Annotated in this window: 15 protein-coding genes; 9 read left to right on the forward strand and 6 right to left on the reverse strand. The window is 61.0% G+C overall.

From position 1 onward, the window contains the following. Positions 1 to 87 precede the first annotated feature (87 nt). On the forward strand, positions 88 to 945 hold the full coding sequence (locus tag J2W46_RS03055; RefSeq protein WP_310351189.1) for a DUF72 domain-containing protein: 858 nt from the start codon (positions 88 to 90) through the stop codon (positions 943 to 945). Positions 946 to 1,061: 116 nt separating this feature from the next. After that, entirely contained in the window at positions 1,062 to 2,180 is a 1,119-nt protein-coding gene (locus J2W46_RS03060) for a 3-deoxy-7-phosphoheptulonate synthase (RefSeq protein WP_027775961.1), read from the forward strand. A 171-nt stretch (positions 2,181 to 2,351) separates the two neighbouring features. Here the strand turns inward: J2W46_RS03060 and J2W46_RS03065 are convergent, their stop codons facing one another. Then, on the reverse strand, positions 2,352 to 2,630 hold the full coding sequence (locus J2W46_RS03065) for an HU family DNA-binding protein (RefSeq protein WP_006049832.1): 279 nt from the start codon (positions 2,628 to 2,630) through the stop codon (positions 2,352 to 2,354). A gap of 351 nt (positions 2,631 to 2,981) precedes the next feature. On the opposite strand from J2W46_RS03065, the gene J2W46_RS03070 reads away from it, so the two are divergent. Both J2W46_RS03070 and J2W46_RS03075 read left to right on the forward strand, forming a co-directional pair. Continuing rightward, positions 2,982 to 3,365 carry a hypothetical protein gene (locus tag J2W46_RS03070; RefSeq protein ID WP_088173973.1) on the forward strand — a complete coding sequence of 128 codons (384 nt, stop codon included), beginning with the start codon at positions 2,982 to 2,984 and terminating at the stop codon, positions 3,363 to 3,365. A 200-nt stretch (positions 3,366 to 3,565) separates the two neighbouring features. After that, a complete protein-coding gene (locus J2W46_RS03075; RefSeq protein WP_310351192.1) occupies positions 3,566 to 5,539 on the forward strand; it encodes a putative bifunctional diguanylate cyclase/phosphodiesterase in 1,974 nt (657 codons plus the stop codon). A 46-nt stretch (positions 5,540 to 5,585) separates the two neighbouring features. On the opposite strand, the gene J2W46_RS03080 is transcribed toward J2W46_RS03075, so the two are convergent. Continuing rightward, a complete protein-coding gene (locus J2W46_RS03080; RefSeq protein ID WP_310351194.1) occupies positions 5,586 to 6,314 on the reverse strand; it encodes a DUF899 family protein in 729 nt (242 codons plus the stop codon). Positions 6,315 to 6,575: 261 nt separating this feature from the next. Here J2W46_RS03080 and J2W46_RS03085 point away from each other — a divergent pair, with 261 nt between their 5' ends. Continuing rightward, on the forward strand, positions 6,576 to 7,508 hold the full coding sequence (locus J2W46_RS03085; RefSeq protein ID WP_310351195.1) for a LysR substrate-binding domain-containing protein: 933 nt from the start codon (positions 6,576 to 6,578) through the stop codon (positions 7,506 to 7,508). A gap of 83 nt (positions 7,509 to 7,591) precedes the next feature. Continuing rightward, the gene (locus J2W46_RS03090) at positions 7,592 to 8,842 is read left to right on the forward strand and encodes an MFS transporter (RefSeq protein ID WP_310351196.1); all 1,251 of its coding nucleotides are present in this window, start codon (positions 7,592 to 7,594) and stop codon (positions 8,840 to 8,842) included. Positions 8,843 to 8,865: 23 nt separating this feature from the next. Here the strand turns inward: J2W46_RS03090 and J2W46_RS03095 are convergent, their stop codons facing one another. Continuing rightward, positions 8,866 to 9,483, reverse strand: coding sequence for a peroxidase-related enzyme (locus J2W46_RS03095; RefSeq protein WP_310351199.1), 618 nt, complete (start codon positions 9,481 to 9,483; stop codon positions 8,866 to 8,868). 168 nt (positions 9,484 to 9,651) lie between these two features. Here J2W46_RS03095 and J2W46_RS03100 point away from each other — a divergent pair, with 168 nt between their 5' ends. Further along, on the forward strand, positions 9,652 to 10,614 hold the full coding sequence (locus tag J2W46_RS03100; RefSeq protein ID WP_310351201.1) for a LysR family transcriptional regulator: 963 nt from the start codon (positions 9,652 to 9,654) through the stop codon (positions 10,612 to 10,614). Between the two features lie 102 nt (positions 10,615 to 10,716). Then, complete coding sequence (locus J2W46_RS03105) at positions 10,717 to 11,160, forward strand: cupin domain-containing protein (RefSeq protein ID WP_204521744.1); 444 nt, start codon at positions 10,717 to 10,719, stop codon at positions 11,158 to 11,160. Positions 11,161 to 11,270: 110 nt separating this feature from the next. On the opposite strand, the gene J2W46_RS03110 is transcribed toward J2W46_RS03105, so the two are convergent. Both J2W46_RS03110 and J2W46_RS03115 read right to left on the reverse strand, forming a co-directional pair. After that, positions 11,271 to 11,453, reverse strand: a complete 183-nt coding sequence (locus tag J2W46_RS03110; protein ID WP_033379476.1) for a hypothetical protein — start codon at positions 11,451 to 11,453, stop codon at positions 11,271 to 11,273. 419 nt (positions 11,454 to 11,872) lie between these two features. Further along, complete coding sequence (locus J2W46_RS03115) at positions 11,873 to 12,487, reverse strand: TetR/AcrR family transcriptional regulator (protein ID WP_087753423.1); 615 nt, start codon at positions 12,485 to 12,487, stop codon at positions 11,873 to 11,875. A gap of 83 nt (positions 12,488 to 12,570) precedes the next feature. Here J2W46_RS03115 and J2W46_RS03120 point away from each other — a divergent pair, with 83 nt between their 5' ends. Further along, positions 12,571 to 13,722, forward strand: a complete 1,152-nt coding sequence (locus tag J2W46_RS03120; protein ID WP_310351207.1) for an MBL fold metallo-hydrolase — start codon at positions 12,571 to 12,573, stop codon at positions 13,720 to 13,722. Between the two features lie 42 nt (positions 13,723 to 13,764). Here J2W46_RS03120 and J2W46_RS03125 read toward each other — a convergent pair whose 3' ends face one another. After that, complete coding sequence (locus tag J2W46_RS03125) at positions 13,765 to 14,850, reverse strand: porin (protein ID WP_374726800.1); 1,086 nt, start codon at positions 14,848 to 14,850, stop codon at positions 13,765 to 13,767. Between the last annotated feature and the right edge of the window lie 117 nt (positions 14,851 to 14,967).

Genomic DNA, 14,967 nt, shown 5'->3' on the forward strand with positions numbered 1-14,967 from the left:
GTTCTCGCGAGTTCTGTCTGGTGGCAAAAAAGACGCTAATCTACCGGTCTCACGGTAGATGAAGCGCAGCCAAAAGGAGAACACCAGGTGGCAGATCTCAAGCCCGCGAAAGCCGCAAAATCTTCAACGAGCGCAAAGACTACGAAAGCTGCGAAGGCCGGCAACGTCAGGATCGGCATAGGAGGCTGGACCTATGCGCCGTGGCGCGGCACGTTCTACCCTGAAGATCTCACGCAAAGCCGCGAACTCGAGTACGCGAGCCGGCATCTCAGTTCAATCGAAATCAACGGCACCTTTTACGGTTTGCAAAAGCCGGCGAGCTATGAAAAGTGGTATCAGGAAACGCCGGACGACTTCGTCTTTTCGCTGAAGGCGCCGCGTTACTCGACCAACCGCAAAGTACTCGCAGAGGCCGGCGAGACCATCGAACGTTTCTTCGCAAGCGGCGTGCTGCTTCTCAAACAGAAGCTCGGGCCCATCAACTGGCAATTCGCGCCGACCAAGAAGTTCGACAGCGAAGATTTCGAGGCCTTCCTCAAACTGCTGCCGGCGAGCATCGAAGGCATAAAGCTTAGGCATGCAATCGAAGTGCGCAACGACAGCTTCAAGACACCTGAATTCATCTCGCTTGCGCGTAAATACAAGGTCGCAGTCGTGCTGGCCGGCGACAGCGAGTACCCGCAGATCGCGGATATCACCGCGCCGTTCGTCTACGCCCGCATCATGGGTACGACCGATAAACAGGCGAAGGGCTACGCGACGAAAGCACTCGACGCATGGGTCGAACGTGCTCGGCAACTGGCTGCGGGCATGACGCCCGCCGATCTGGAAACGTGCGCCGAGCCGCCCGCAACAGCGGTTCCACGCGATGTTTATCTCTACGTGATCAGTGGCTTCAAGGAACGCAATCCGGCCGCTGCAATGGCGTTGATCGAGCGGCTTTGAGCGGCGCCGTTTCGGCGGCGGCATGCGAGTGTCATAATCCCGGCAGCGAACCACACGCAACGACACTACATTCAAGGCCGCGAGGCCACCTCACATCGAAAGTCCGGGAGAATACCTTGAGCGCCATCGACAATCCTCTGCACGACCGGGAAGTCGGCTCGGCCGACGCCACGCAGGACACTACGCGCATTGACGACGTTCGCATCGGCGCGGTCCGCCCGCTGATTTCCCCTGCGCTATTGCAGGACGAATTGCCCGTGCCCGCCACCGTGCAATCGCTCGTGGAAAAGACACGCGCGGAAATCGCAGACGTCCTGCACGAACGCGACGACCGGCTGGTGATGATCGTCGGGCCCTGCTCGATCCATGACCATGACCAGGCGATCGAATACGCACACAAGCTGAAGGCTGCGGCCGACGCGTACAAAGACGACCTGCTGATCGTGATGCGCGTGTACTTCGAAAAGCCGCGCACTACGGTGGGCTGGAAAGGCTATATCAACGATCCGCGTCTGGACGGCAGCTTCCGTATCAACGAAGGCCTGCGTCGCGCGCGGCAATTGCTGCTCGACATTAACGGCCTGGGCTTGCCTACCGCCACCGAATTCCTCGATCTGCTCAGTCCGCAATACATTGCCGATCTGATCGCGTGGGGCGCAATCGGTGCACGTACAACGGAAAGCCAGAGTCATCGTCAACTCGCTTCGGGGCTCAGTTGTCCGATCGGTTTCAAGAACGGCACAGACGGCGGTGTACAGATCGCCGCTGACGCGATCGTGGCCGCGCGTGCCAGCCACGCGTTCATGGGCATGACCAAGATGGGCATGGCAGCCATCTTCGAAACGCGCGGCAACGACGACGCCCATGTGATTCTGCGCGGCGGCAAGAAAGGGCCGAACTACGACAGCGCGTCGGTCGCCGCGAGCTGTGCCGCACTCAAGTCAGCCGGTCTGCGCGAACAGGTGATGATCGACTGCTCGCACGCGAATTCGGGCAAATCGCATTTGCGTCAACTGGACGTGGTGCAGGACGTAGCGCAACAACTTTCTGCGCAGGAGCGCCGCATAATCGGCGTCATGCTTGAAAGTCATCTGGAAGAAGGCCGTCAGGATCTGAAGGCGGGAGAGCCGTTGCGTTACGGCGTGTCGATTACAGATGCTTGCGTAAGCTGGGCGCAAACCGAACCGGTGCTCGAGACACTTGCCGACGCGACACGCAAGCGCCGCGCGAGCTGATCGCGGACACGCCTGATAACTGCATGCGGCAAGCAGGCACACGCGCCGCGCCATCCGCCGATGGATTCGTCCTACCGGGGCTGGGCAGCGCGTGATTCCTCACACCCGAGGCATCACTCGCGCCGCGCCATGACAGCGCATTGCGGATGCTCCGGCGTGAAGCGCGTTGCATTACGACGCGTTGACGGCTTCCTTGAACGCCTTGCCTGCGGTGAACTTCACCGTCTTGGCAGCAGCGATCTGGATCTCGGCGCCCGTCGACGGATTGCGGCCCACGCGTGCTGCGCGCGCGCCGGTCGAGAAAGAACCGAAACCGACCAGTTGCACCGTATCGCCACCAACAACGGCTTTGGTCACCGCTTCAACGATAGCGTCGATGGTTTGGCCGGTGGCCGCTTTGCTTTCGCCCGTTGCTGCGGCGACTGCATCAATCAGTTCCTGTTTGTTCATAGCACTTCCCGTATGGTAATCATGGAACCGGCGCTACATCTGTCGCGCCGGGACCGACACACTAACGCATAGGCGCGCTTTCGCGCAAACCCTGCGTGTAAGCCTTGTATCACCCGCCCACAGCCGATTTGACGAATTTGTGCGGCAAAGTGCCCTAAGAATCGCGTGCTTACGTGTATTGCCCGCTTGGCCGGCATCGGTCGCGTATCACAATCCGTTGCAATTTCAGTGCTTTAGCGCGACGCAAAAGGGTCGTGGACAAGTTTTTGCTTTGGCGGAGTACTCCATCGGCTACCGTGATTCGGGCAGCGCCGAGCGGGTTTTGAGTTTGCAATTGGGAGAAAGAAAAAAATGAATTTTCGCCATATAGCAACATGTGCACTCGTCGGCGCGCTCTCATGCACGACCGTCTCAGCCGAAGAAAACAGCTGCGCGACGTTGGCAGGAACGACGAATTCAACCTCGCTCCAGCCGTTCCGGGTGCGCGACGGCGAACCCGTCGACCTGATCAGCGGCGCAAAAACAGTGCACGGCAAGCTGCTCGTATTCGGCGAAAACGGCGTGTTTCGCGCTTATTGGCAAGCGGAAAACGGCGCCGAAAAATATGTGCTGGCGAATGCCGGCGACAATGCAGTGCGCCTCATATCCACTCCTCCGCAAGGTAGTCCGGCCGCGCAAGGCGAACCGGGCATCACCCTCGGACCATTGCAAGTACTGTCCTGTCCCAAGCTTTGAAGCCCGCCTCAAGGTCAAAGTTACCCGCCATGAACCCGAAGCGCCTGCCGCCTAAGGTCGCGCAGGTCTTAATTACCGGACCACGGCGAATGCTGGACGACGCATCCGATGCATCCAGCGCACTCACGCGCACTCAAGGTCTGATCAGTATGTGCCGATATACCAGGCTGCGTATGCGGCGCAAACGTTAAGGGACAGGAATGGTTGGACTAGCCACTTTGAGGCAGGCATTTTCCGGGGCGGACACAGACCCCGATCTCGTGCGTTCGCAGCTCCAGGCGGTCGGCCGCCAGATTCCGCTTCTTTACTTCATCCTGTTCGTCAATACGCTGGCAGTCACGGTCACGCACGTGCATAGTGCGCCGGCATGGCTTTCGATCTACGCGCCGGGCGCGCTGTGCACGTTGTGCGTCGTGCGATGCATACGGTGGTGGCGCGCGCGGCATCGCGTGCGGACGCATGAAAAAGCCGTGCCCGAGGTACGCAAGCTCGTCTGGCTCTCGAGCTCATTCGGCATTGCCTTTACCACCTGGTCGCTGTTGCTGCTGCCGTACGGCACTGCGTACGAGCAGGCGCAGGTTGCGTTCTACATGGCGACTACCGTGGTCGGCTGCGTGTTCTGCCTGATGCACTTGCGCGTGGCCGCCCTGCTGCTTCTGTCCATAGTGATCCTAAGTTTTTCGACGTTTCTCGTCTTCACGGGATCGCCGGTGTTCATCGCGATGGCGATCGATATGACGCTCGTCGGACTTGCACTCGCTTTTATCATCGAGCTGTATCACCGGACATTCTCCGGCGTCGTATATGCGCAGCGCGAATTGCAGGCGAGCCAGGAGAAAACTCAAAGGCTCAGCGACGAGAACTTTCGCCTTGCGAGCATCGACAGCCTGACCGACCTGCCCAACCGCCGCAGCTTCTTCGCTTCGCTGCGGGCGTTGTCCGAGCAGGCGCTTGCCACTGGCGACGGCTTCAATGTCGGCCTCATCGATCTGGACGGCTTCAAGCAGGTCAACGACATCTACGGTCACGCAAGCGGCGACCTCGTGTTGCAGGAAGTCGGCTTGCGACTGCTCGCGCTGGCCGAGCCCGGCATCTTCTTCGCACGGCTTGGCGGCGACGAATTCGGCGTGCTCGCCCAACACACGCAGTCGAATGAAACGCTATTCGAACTGGGCCAGCGCATTTGCGACTCGCTGAGTCAACCGTATCGTGTGGCAGGCAATATTGCGGAACTGTCGGGCACGATCGGCTGGGCCGCGTTCCCGGATGCGGGCAAAACCGTTACCCAGGTATTCGAGCGCGCGGACGCGGCGCTTTATGTCGGCAAGGAAAGCCGGCGCGGCACGGCGGTGATCTTCTCGACCGAGCACGAAACACGTATCCGGCGTTCGAGCCTCGTTACGCAGGAGCTGCGTCACGCTGAACTGGAGTCGGAACTCTTTCTGGAGTTTCAGCCGATTTCCGATGTCGTCACGATGCGAACCATCGGTCTCGAAGCACTGGGGCGGTGGCACAACCCAAGACTCGGCGCGGTCAAGCCGGAAGAGTTCATCCGGATCGCGGAACGAACCGAGATCATTCTGCGCATCACTGAGGTGCTGCTACACAAGGCGCTCGCCGAGGTGCCGCATTGGCCGAGCGAGCTCTATCTGTCGTTCAATCTCTCTGCAATCGACATTTCGACGTCCGCACGCGCGCGCCGCCTGATCGACATTGTCGCGGCAAGCGGCGTGCCGCCACATCGCGTGTCGTTCGAGATCACCGAAACTGCGCTCACTCGCGATTTCGAGCAAGCGCGCTCCGCCCTCACGATGATCAAGCAGGCCGGTTGCCGCGTTTCTCTCGACGACTTCGGCACCGGCTATTCGAGTCTCAGTTACGTGCACCGTCTGCCCTTCGATTCGATCAAGATCGACCGCAGTTTCATGACCGACGTGGATTCGAACAGCGCATCGAAGAAGATCGTCAAATCGGTGCTCGACCTGTGCAAGAACCTTGGACTCGAATGCGTGGTTGAAGGACTCGAAACTTCGTCACAGGCGGAAGTAGTCAAGGCACTGGGCGCTCGCGCAGTGCAAGGCTACCTGTTCAGCCGGCCCATGCGTTCGGGCGCGGTCTCGGGCTATTTGCAGGCAGCACGGGAGCAACGCCACGTGGAAGACGGGGCCGCGTAATCGCAATGGCCGCAAAAGGACGCCGCGCGGCGCAGCGCAACCCGAGCTAACGCAGCGCGGTGTTGTACTCGAGTTTCGGGTACCAGTCGCTGCCCCGACCGCCGGGCGTCATGTCGAGCACGGTCCAAAGAGGCATCACGTCGGGTGCGCCGCGCGGGTCCTGCCCGGGGTCGGCCGTCCACGGACCCATCTCCGCTGCCCAGAAGTGCCGTACCGTACCGCCGGACCGCGTGAATACGTTGAACGCGGGAACGTCGTCGCCATCCGGATCTTCGCCCGCATAGTCGCGATTGAATGTATTGCCTGCCGACGAATACAACCGCAAATGACGCCAGCCTCGCTCTTTCGCGAAGGCGACGAGCTTCTCTACCGGCGAGCGGCCGATCACCGCGAACGCGACACGTTGCAGCATGTCGGGCATTTCGCCGTCGTAGGCGCTCAGAAGCGACGTACACATCGGGCAAGGCCGCTCGCGCCTGGGACCGAACATCCAGTTATATGTGACGAGCGTATCGTGCCTGCCGAACATGTCGGAAAGCGTAACTGGGCCGCTCTCGCCTTCAAAACGATAGTCTTCCGGTACGATGCCGCCCGGCGGCAACGAGCGACGCTGCGCGGCAACACGTTCGATATGACGGCGCAGTTCTATTTCTTCGGCGAGCAGATCGTTGCGCGCGCGGCGATATTCCGCGCTTTCGCCAGGAAAGCGCCGCGGCGAGTCCGCCAGTTCGCGGGCCGGCTTGAGGGCCGGTGCTGCTTGGTTCAATTCGGTCATGTGCAATCTCCCTGTCGAGGAAAAGGACCAATGGGGAGCGTGCGTTCAGCGCCCCCATCCATATACACGACGATGGAGGCCACGGCGAATCGACAGCCGGCGAGAACATTTCCACATTGCATTTTCCACACCGCATTTGCGCAAGCCTTTGCGCACCGCAACGAAACCGTACGCGTTGTGACCGGCGCGACGCGGTATGCTGTCGCGAAACAGCAGCCACGTGGCCCTGCCCGCGCTGCGCCGCCAGGGGAGATGCAAAACATGCCGCTTCGTCTACCGCCTTTGCCAGCGCTTCGCTTTTTCGAAGCGGCCGGCAGGCATCAAAGTTTCAAGCTCGCCGCCGCGGAACTGAATGTCACGCCGAGTGCGGTCAGTCACGGAATCGTCGGTCTGGAGCAAACGCTAGGCGTTGAACTCTTCGTGCGCGAGCCTCGTGGCATTTCGCTCACTGCCAGCGGCGCGGACTATCTGTCATACGTTTCAGAAGCGTTTTCGCTGATTGCTATCGGCACGCAGCGTCTGCCGAACTACCGCGCGAACCGCCCCATCGCCCTGAGTTGCGCCCCGACCTTTGCGTCCCGCTGGTTGCTGCCGCGCCTGCAGAATTTCAGGGCACGCTGGCCACACGTGAATGTGACTGTCGATACATCGCACCGCCAGGTCGGCTTTCCTGTGGACGGATTCGATTTCGCGGTCCGCATGAGCCGGGCGCCTGTCGCAGGCACGGCGTGGACCCGGCTCTTTGGAGAGCAACTCGTTCCTGTATGCAGCCCCGCGTATCTGGAGTCGCTTCGCGACGCGCACGGCACGCCGCTGTTGGGCAAGGCCACGTTGATTCACGTGAACGCCGCGAGCGAAGACTGGCAGACGTGGCTCGAAACCACCGGCATGGAAGGCGTCGATCCCAGCGACGGCTTGCATGTCGACACGATCCAGCTCGCCTTTGAAGCTGCAAGCATGGGGCTAGGCGTTGCGCTCGGCCGCAGGCCGTTGGTGGATCGCGACCTCGTAAGCGGCGCGCTCGTCGAGGCGGCGTCCAGTACGATCGCTTCGTCCACCGCCTACTGGCTCGTCAGCGCGGAGGACGCGCAACGTCGGCCGGAACTACTCGACTTCAGGCAATGGATGCTCGCAGAAGCCGGGCAGTCTTCGTGCGACTTAAGCGTTAGCGCGCCCACTCAATCACACAGGTGAACGGCGCTCACCTGTCGTCAAAAACTTTTCTTTTGCTGCTTGCGACGCTCGCTGCGACCATTGTGTCGAAGGAGATCAGAACCATGTCGACCGCCAACAGCAAACACATCGCGCCCGCGTTCAATCACACGACATTCGTCATTCTCGCCGCCGCGCTCATTCTCAGCGCGGCAATGGGGATCCGGCAAACGTTCGGGCTATTCATAGGGCCGTTTTCTTTCGATCGAGGTTTGCCCGTCACGCTGATCGCGTTCGCAATTGCGCTGCACAACCTCGTGTGGGGCTTCGCGCAACCGTTCGCGGGCGCGGCAGCGGACCGCTATGGTTCCGCGCCGGTGGTCGCATTCGGCGCGACGACTTTCGCGGCGGGCCTCGGCCTCGCGGCCGTCGCGCCGAGCGGGCCGATGTTGATCGTCGGCATGGGCTTGCTGGTGGGCATTGGCGTGAGCTGCACCACGTTCGGCGTCGTGTTGCCGGCGATCGGCCGGGTGGCATCGGCGGAAAAGCGCAGCATGGCGATGGGCCTTGTCAGCGCAGGAGGGTCCGCCGGGCAGGTACTGATGGTCCCGCTCGTTCAGGGGATCAGGCTCAACGCGGGCATTGCCACGTCGCTATTCGTACTGGCTTTCCTGATGCTGATGGTGGCTCCGCTCGGCATCGTACTGGACCGGCGTGCACGAACCGGGGCACCGCTTTCTGAGCCGCCGCTGGCGCCGCTGCGCAGCGTGCTTGCTCAAGCCGCGCAGCATCGCGGATACCGGTTGCTCACACTCGGGTTCTTTACCTGTGGATTTCAGCTTGCGTTCATCGCGACGCATTTGCCCGGCTATCTGTCGCTATGCCACATGCCCATCGGACTCGGCGCGACCGCCCTTGCATTGATCGGCTTGTTCAACATGATCGGCAGTTGGGCTTGCGGCTGGTTAGGGGGCCGGTTCCGGCAGCATTACGTGCTTGGCTGGCTCTACCTGATTCGCAGCGTGACGATCGGCGCATTCTTTCTGCTACCGAAAAGTGCGCTGACCGTAGTCGTATTTGCGGCCGTCATGGGCCTCACCTGGCTCGGCACTGTTCCGCTGACGAGCGGCCTCGTTGCGAAAGTATTCGGTACACGCCATCTCGGGAGCCTGTTCGGCCTTTGCTTTCTGAGCCATCAGATCGGATCGTTTCTCGGCGCGTGGCTGGGCGGCGTGGTCTTCGACCTGACAGGCTCGTACTCGCTGCTGTGGCAAGCGACCGTAGCAAGCGGTCTTGTCGCCGCACTGCTGCACTTTCCGATCGACGACACCGCGCTGCACACGCCCGCACTGCGTTCAGAACCGGCGAGCGCATGAGCACTGCATAAGCAGTTATCGGTCTATTTCTGCGGTGAATTCTGCGGTGAATCGGAAGCGGCTTTCGGCACGCGCCCCATCAGGTAGAACTCGTCGTTGGGACGCATTGAAATGACATTGGCCATGCGGTTCGACAAGCCAAAAAACGCGGTAATCGCGGCAATGTCCCAGATGTCTTCGTCCGTGAATCCATGTTCTCGCAACGTCTGGAAATCGGCATCGTCGACGCTACCCGATTCGCGGCACACCTTCAACGCAAAGTCGAGCATGGCTTTCTGCCGCGCGGTAATGTCCGCCTTGCGGTGGTTCACGGCAACCTGATCCGCGAGCAGCGGCGCCTTTTCATAAATGCGCAAGATCGCGCCGTGTGCAACCACGCAATAGAGGCAATCGTTCACTGCGCTGGTGGCGACCACGATCATCTCGCGTTCGCCTTTGGTAAGGCCGCCCTCTTTCAGCATCAATGCATCGTGATACGCAAAGAACGCACGAAACTCATCGGGCCGATGCGCAAGCGTCAGAAATACATTGGGCACGAACCCGGCTTTTTGCTGTACTTCGAGAATGCGTGCGCTGATGTCGTCGGGCCATTCGCTCGGATCGGGCACCGGGTAGCGGCTGATTGGCTGAAGATTGGCCATGCTATGTCTCCGTTATAGTGCTTTATGTCATGACGATTGTAGCGCTCGCGCGCATCAGCATGGGCGCAGCGCGAGCAGCCCGTTTCGCATAACCGCGCCCACGCTCTTCCAGAAGTAGCTGCAATCCGGTATTTTCCATCGATTCATATTCGATGAGCGCGCGGATTCATGGACCGTCTTGAAGCAATGTCGATTCTGGTAGCCGCGGCTGAGACCGGCAGTTTCTCCGCGGCGAGCCGCAAGCTGCTTATGCCGCTGCCCACCGTCAGCCGCAAAGTCGCTGAGCTGGAGGCGCATCTGAACGCGCGTCTCCTTGTACGCTCCACGCGCAAGCTCACACTGACCGAAGCGGGCGTCGCCTACCTCGCCGCGTGCAAGCAGATTCTCGAGCAGGTCAGCGAAGCGGAAAGCGCCGCAGCGGGCGAGTACAGCACGCCGCGCGGCGAACTCGTCGTGACGGCGCCCATCGTATTTGGGCGGCTGCATATGCTGCCCATCGTCAGTGATTTTCTCGCGACGTTTGCGGAGATAACAGTGCGGCTCGTGCTCGCCGACCGCAACCTGCATCTGTTGGACGACCATATCGACGTTGCGTTGCGCATCGGCAAGCTTCCCGACAGCAGCATGGTCGCTACGCAGATCGGCACGGTGACCCGCGTGGCTTGCGCGAGTCCGCACTACCTCGCGCAGGCGGGCGAGCCTGAAACACCCGCCGATCTGATGCGCTTTTCGTGCGTGAATTTCGATTCGCTGCCTTCAGGCGACGTGTGGGACTTCGCCACGAGCAGCGGCCCGCACGAAGCCGTTCCGATTCACGCGCGGCTCTCGGTGAATACAGCGGAGGCGGCCATCGACGCCGCCATTGCCGGTGTCGGTGTGACCAACGTGCTGTCGTATCAGGCGGCGCGAGCTGTCGACGAAGGCAAGCTGAAACTGGTGCTGCGCAGCTTCGAACCGGAGCCCATACCCGTGAGCATCATGCATGCGGGGCAAGGAAAATTGCCGCTGAAGACGCGCAGTTTCATTGATTTCGCGGTGCCGCGTTTGCGCGCGGCTTTGGCGCGAGACAGAGACATGTTGAGCGCGAAAGCCGTGCCGCGCAGCAGGCAGAAACGCGCATCGCGAACCTGATCAGCGCTCAGCTTCAGGTTCGAAAGCAACGCATCTATCGCGTAGACTTCACTTCACAACGCGGACCACGACGAACCTTCCCGCTGTTGCCAAGGAGCCGCCATGTCAAACGTTTTGCACGACGCACAGCAAACCGTCGTCAGGGTTCGCCCGGACGAGGCGATCACGACAAGCCAGCGCTTGCCGTACTTTGTCGGCATTTCTCGAGGCACGGCTGGGGCAGCGGGTTTGTCGATGTACATGGTCGTCGTGCCGCCCGGCGGCCATGCGGAACCGCATTGTCACGCCGACTATGAAACGGCGATTTACATGCTCGAAGGACGAGTCGAAACACGGTACGGTCCCGGTTTGCGCGAGTCGGTCATTACCGAAGCCGGCGATTTCCTTTTTATTCCTCCGGGCATGCCGCATCAGCCGTTCAATCTTGACGACACAGTCGCAGCAAGAGCGATAGTCGCCCGCAATCAGCCGGACGAGCACGAACGCGTCGTGCCGTATGACCCTGCCGGCGATGCAGAGCGCGCGCCGCTTCTGCCAGACGCATGACCGCGTGGCATCGGAGCCATGCAATGCGCGACGGGCCACACGCCGGCCCCATTGCGAAGGGTCGCGCGAAAATGCCGCGATATCGCGAAGCGAACGCTTGCGGTGCGGACTTACTGGCTCGCGGCCGATGCACCGCCCATGGGTGCCGCCGTGCCGCTGCTCATGGCCGCCGGCCCGCCTGTGCCCGCGGTTCCGGCCGTATCGTTCGAGCCCGAGCGCTTGCACCCCACGGTGCCGCCTGCCAGCGCCGCGATCAACACGGCGGTCATTACCTTTCTCAGCACTGGTTCCATCATCCTCTCCTCACGAGTCGGGCGCGTCGCGCGTTTCATCGTCGGCAAAAAGCGCAACCACTTTGATGAAATGTGCGGGCGTCGGTCACTGCAAGCGCGAACGCAAAAGAACCTGACCACGATCCGCATGCGAACGCGACACGGTGATAAAACGCGACCGTTTGCTGCCCTGGTACAACTTGCAATCACATGTAAAAAACGGGCAGCGTTCAAGTGCCATGCGCGTCGCCGCATCCATTGGTTTCACTGCACGACTGCCCGCGCATGCTCGCACAGGCCGTCACATTGCTTAGGAGTTCGCAGTTCGGGGAAGAGACGGCCGCGCATATTAGTCACACATGCATGACTTGCGCCCGTTCTGAGAAGTTAAAGACGCTGTTTAAAGACGCACGAAACGCATTCCTCAACAGGATCGGCATTCACGCATAGCGCGCGAGGAACATATCGGCCGTTGAGTCCGCGATTGCCTGCTGTCCGGCACTGTCGAGCGGCGGCTGCCCCATTGTCACCTGCGGCCAGAAAGCGAATGCTTTCACGAGACCCTGCAGTTGGTGCGCGGCAAACACGGGATCTGAAATCCGCAGACGTTTGTCGGCGGCTGCCGCGCGGATCCACACAGTCAGGTCTTCCTCGCGCTCGCCGAGGCGCGCCACCATATCGCGCGCGCGTTCCGGAGAATGGATGCCGGCGGCAATGGCCACGCGCGCCAGCGCCACGAAGGCCTCGTCGTTCATCAGCCGGAGCTTGCGCATCAACAGTTCGATCAGCTGCTCGCGCAGAGGCGCGGCCGCCCGATAAGCGAACGCCTCACCCGAGTGGCTCGCGTCCCACAACTGCCGCAATATCTCCGCGAAGAGTGCTTCCTTGCTGGGGAAATGGTTGTAGACGGTCCGCTTCGAGACGTTTGCGCGCGCGGCGATGCGATCCATGCTGGTCGCGTCGAAGCCGGCCGCGAGGAATTCTTCGATAGCCGCGGAAACCACGGCGACGCGCTTGCGGTCGGTCAGGCGTTGATGAGTGAGGCTCGGGTCCATGCGGAAATTTTACACCGAGTGGTTTACTTTTCGAGATTATAAATTACACTACCCAGTCTACTTTCCACGTCAGGACGTCACACATGACAGCGCTCATCGATTCGATCGGCCGTGTTCTCGGCTTCACCGCTGCGAAGCGCGGGCGCGAGCTTTCCGGCTTGTCGCCGCAGCACGACGGCGAGCGCTTTCGCAACGTCAAGCCGCGTCCCGTCGAAGGATTCGGCAAAACCGTGCGCATTGCGTGGAATGTGCTGCTGAACAAGCCGCAGGGAACCGTTCCGGCCGGCGCATTGCCTGTCGACACGTTGACGCGGGAGCAACTCGATGCAGCGCCCGACCGTAGCCTGTACCGGCTCGGTCATTCAACGGTGCTGCTGAAGCTGCGCGGACGATTCTGGCTGACCGATCCGGTGTTCGCCGAACGTGCATCGCCGTTCCAGCGTCTCGGCCCGAAGCGTTTCCATGCGCCGCCCATCGCGCTTGCCGATTTGCCGCCGCTTGCCGGCGTGATTCTTTCGCACGATCACTACGATCACCTGGATCGGGAAACGGTGTGCGCGCTGGCCGCTACGACGAAGGTGTTCGTCACGCCGCTCGGCGTGGGCGACCGGCTGATCGACTGGGGCATTGACGCGAGCAAGGTGCGCCAACTCGACTGGTGGCAAAGCGTTGAAATTGACGGCATCGCATTCACGGCGACGCCGGCCCAGCATTTCTCGGGACGCAGCCTGTTCGACGGCAACAGCACGCTGTGGGCGTCGTGGGTCATCGTCGACGAAGATCTGCGCGTGTTTTTCAGCGGCGACACCGGCTACTTCGACGGCTTCAGGACCATCGGCGAACGCCTGGGCCCCTTCAACGTGACGCTAGTCGAAACGGGCGCGTACGACGCGCAATGGCCTTACGTCCACATGCAACCCGAAGACACCGTACAGGCGCATATCGACTTGCGCGGCCAGTTGCTTGTGCCGATTCATAACGGCACGTTCGATCTGGCGATGCACAAATGGTACGAGCCATTCGAACGGGTGCTCGGGCTTGCCGCCGCGCGTGGCATCGCACTTTCCACCCCGCGCATGGGCCAGCGGTTAGATCTCGCCGCGCCGCATCGAGGCGAGCGTTGGTGGCGCAATGTCGTTGAGCCGGTTAAGGCGCCGCAGCCATCGCAGGGCTTTCTCGCGCGTTCATTCGCACGCCTGTTCTCATGCAACCGCGCGGGCCGGGCGAACTCCTGAGGCAGCGCACGGAGGTCCATTCAACGGACTTCCGCAGCCTCTTCAGAAGGTATGCTGGATGCCCACGCCATACGTGCTACCGGAAGGATTGGCCGTGAGCTTGTCGTACGAATACACCGTGTACACGTAGGTGCGTTTAGAAAGAATATATTCGTAGGCGAGACTTCCCGTGTTGCGCACATCGCTGCGGTCTCTCGGCGCGCTGTGTTTGGTGCGCGCCCACTCGGCGAGAATCACGTTGGACGGCGTGAGCGGAACGGAAACACCCAGTTCATAAGTATGCGAGCCGGTTTCGACGTTGTTGTTGCTGGTCATTTGCGCGGCGCCGTAGACCTTCATGAACTTCGCGTCGTACGCGGCGCCGGCGAGATAAAGATACTGTCCCGTTGACGGCGCGACCGCCGCCGTCCGCACGCGCTGCGCAGAAAACACCGCAGTCAGCGGTCCATTCGCATACGTCAAATGCAGGCCGACGTTGTCGCGCCCCTGGTGGCCCGTCGTGCTGCTCACGCTATAAATCGCCGTGCCCGTCAATCCGCCGTAATTCGGCGATACGTACTCGATTGCGTTTTGCCAGACGGTGTCGCCGATCACCGTATTGTTGTAGCTCGCCGTATACGACTGCACGATCAATGGCGAGAAGACCACGGAAGAGCCGAACGGATTAACGAATTGCTGGTTGATGTACGTTGGGTTAGTTTGCTCGCCGAACTTGAACGTACCGTATGCGCCGGTGAGTCCAACGTAGGCGTTGCGCGAAAAGAGCCCGTCGGTCGTATTGCGTCCCATCTGCCCGGTGTTCGGCCGGAAAAAACTTTCGAGGCTGAAGATGACCGCGTTACCGCCGCCTATATCTTCACGGCCGCGGATGCCCCAGAACGATGTGGTCATTCCGCCACCGCCCATTTGCACCGTGCTTGCGCGGGCCGTACTGACTTTCGCGCTGTCGATATACATGCCGATCAAGCCGTACATCTGAACCGACGAAGTCGATAACGACGCAGCGCCCGCCGCCGCTTGCGAAGAATCGGCGTTCGCTGTGCCGCTCACTAGCGCGAGCAGCGCCGATGCAATGCATGTTGCTTTAAAGCGTGCCCCGTGGCGCATGCCGTTTGTTGTTGTGCACATGGTTACGTCTCCAGTCCAGTTTGTATTTTTTGAGCGCAAGCTGCCCCTGTTGCGTGCGCGTAGGCGCACGCAACCAGAACGATCTCTATTGTTTTGCAGCGGCTAGGTGGTCAAAGC

This window comes from Paraburkholderia strydomiana (genome assembly GCF_031456815.1).
Classification (GTDB): domain Bacteria; phylum Pseudomonadota; class Gammaproteobacteria; order Burkholderiales; family Burkholderiaceae; genus Paraburkholderia; species Paraburkholderia caledonica.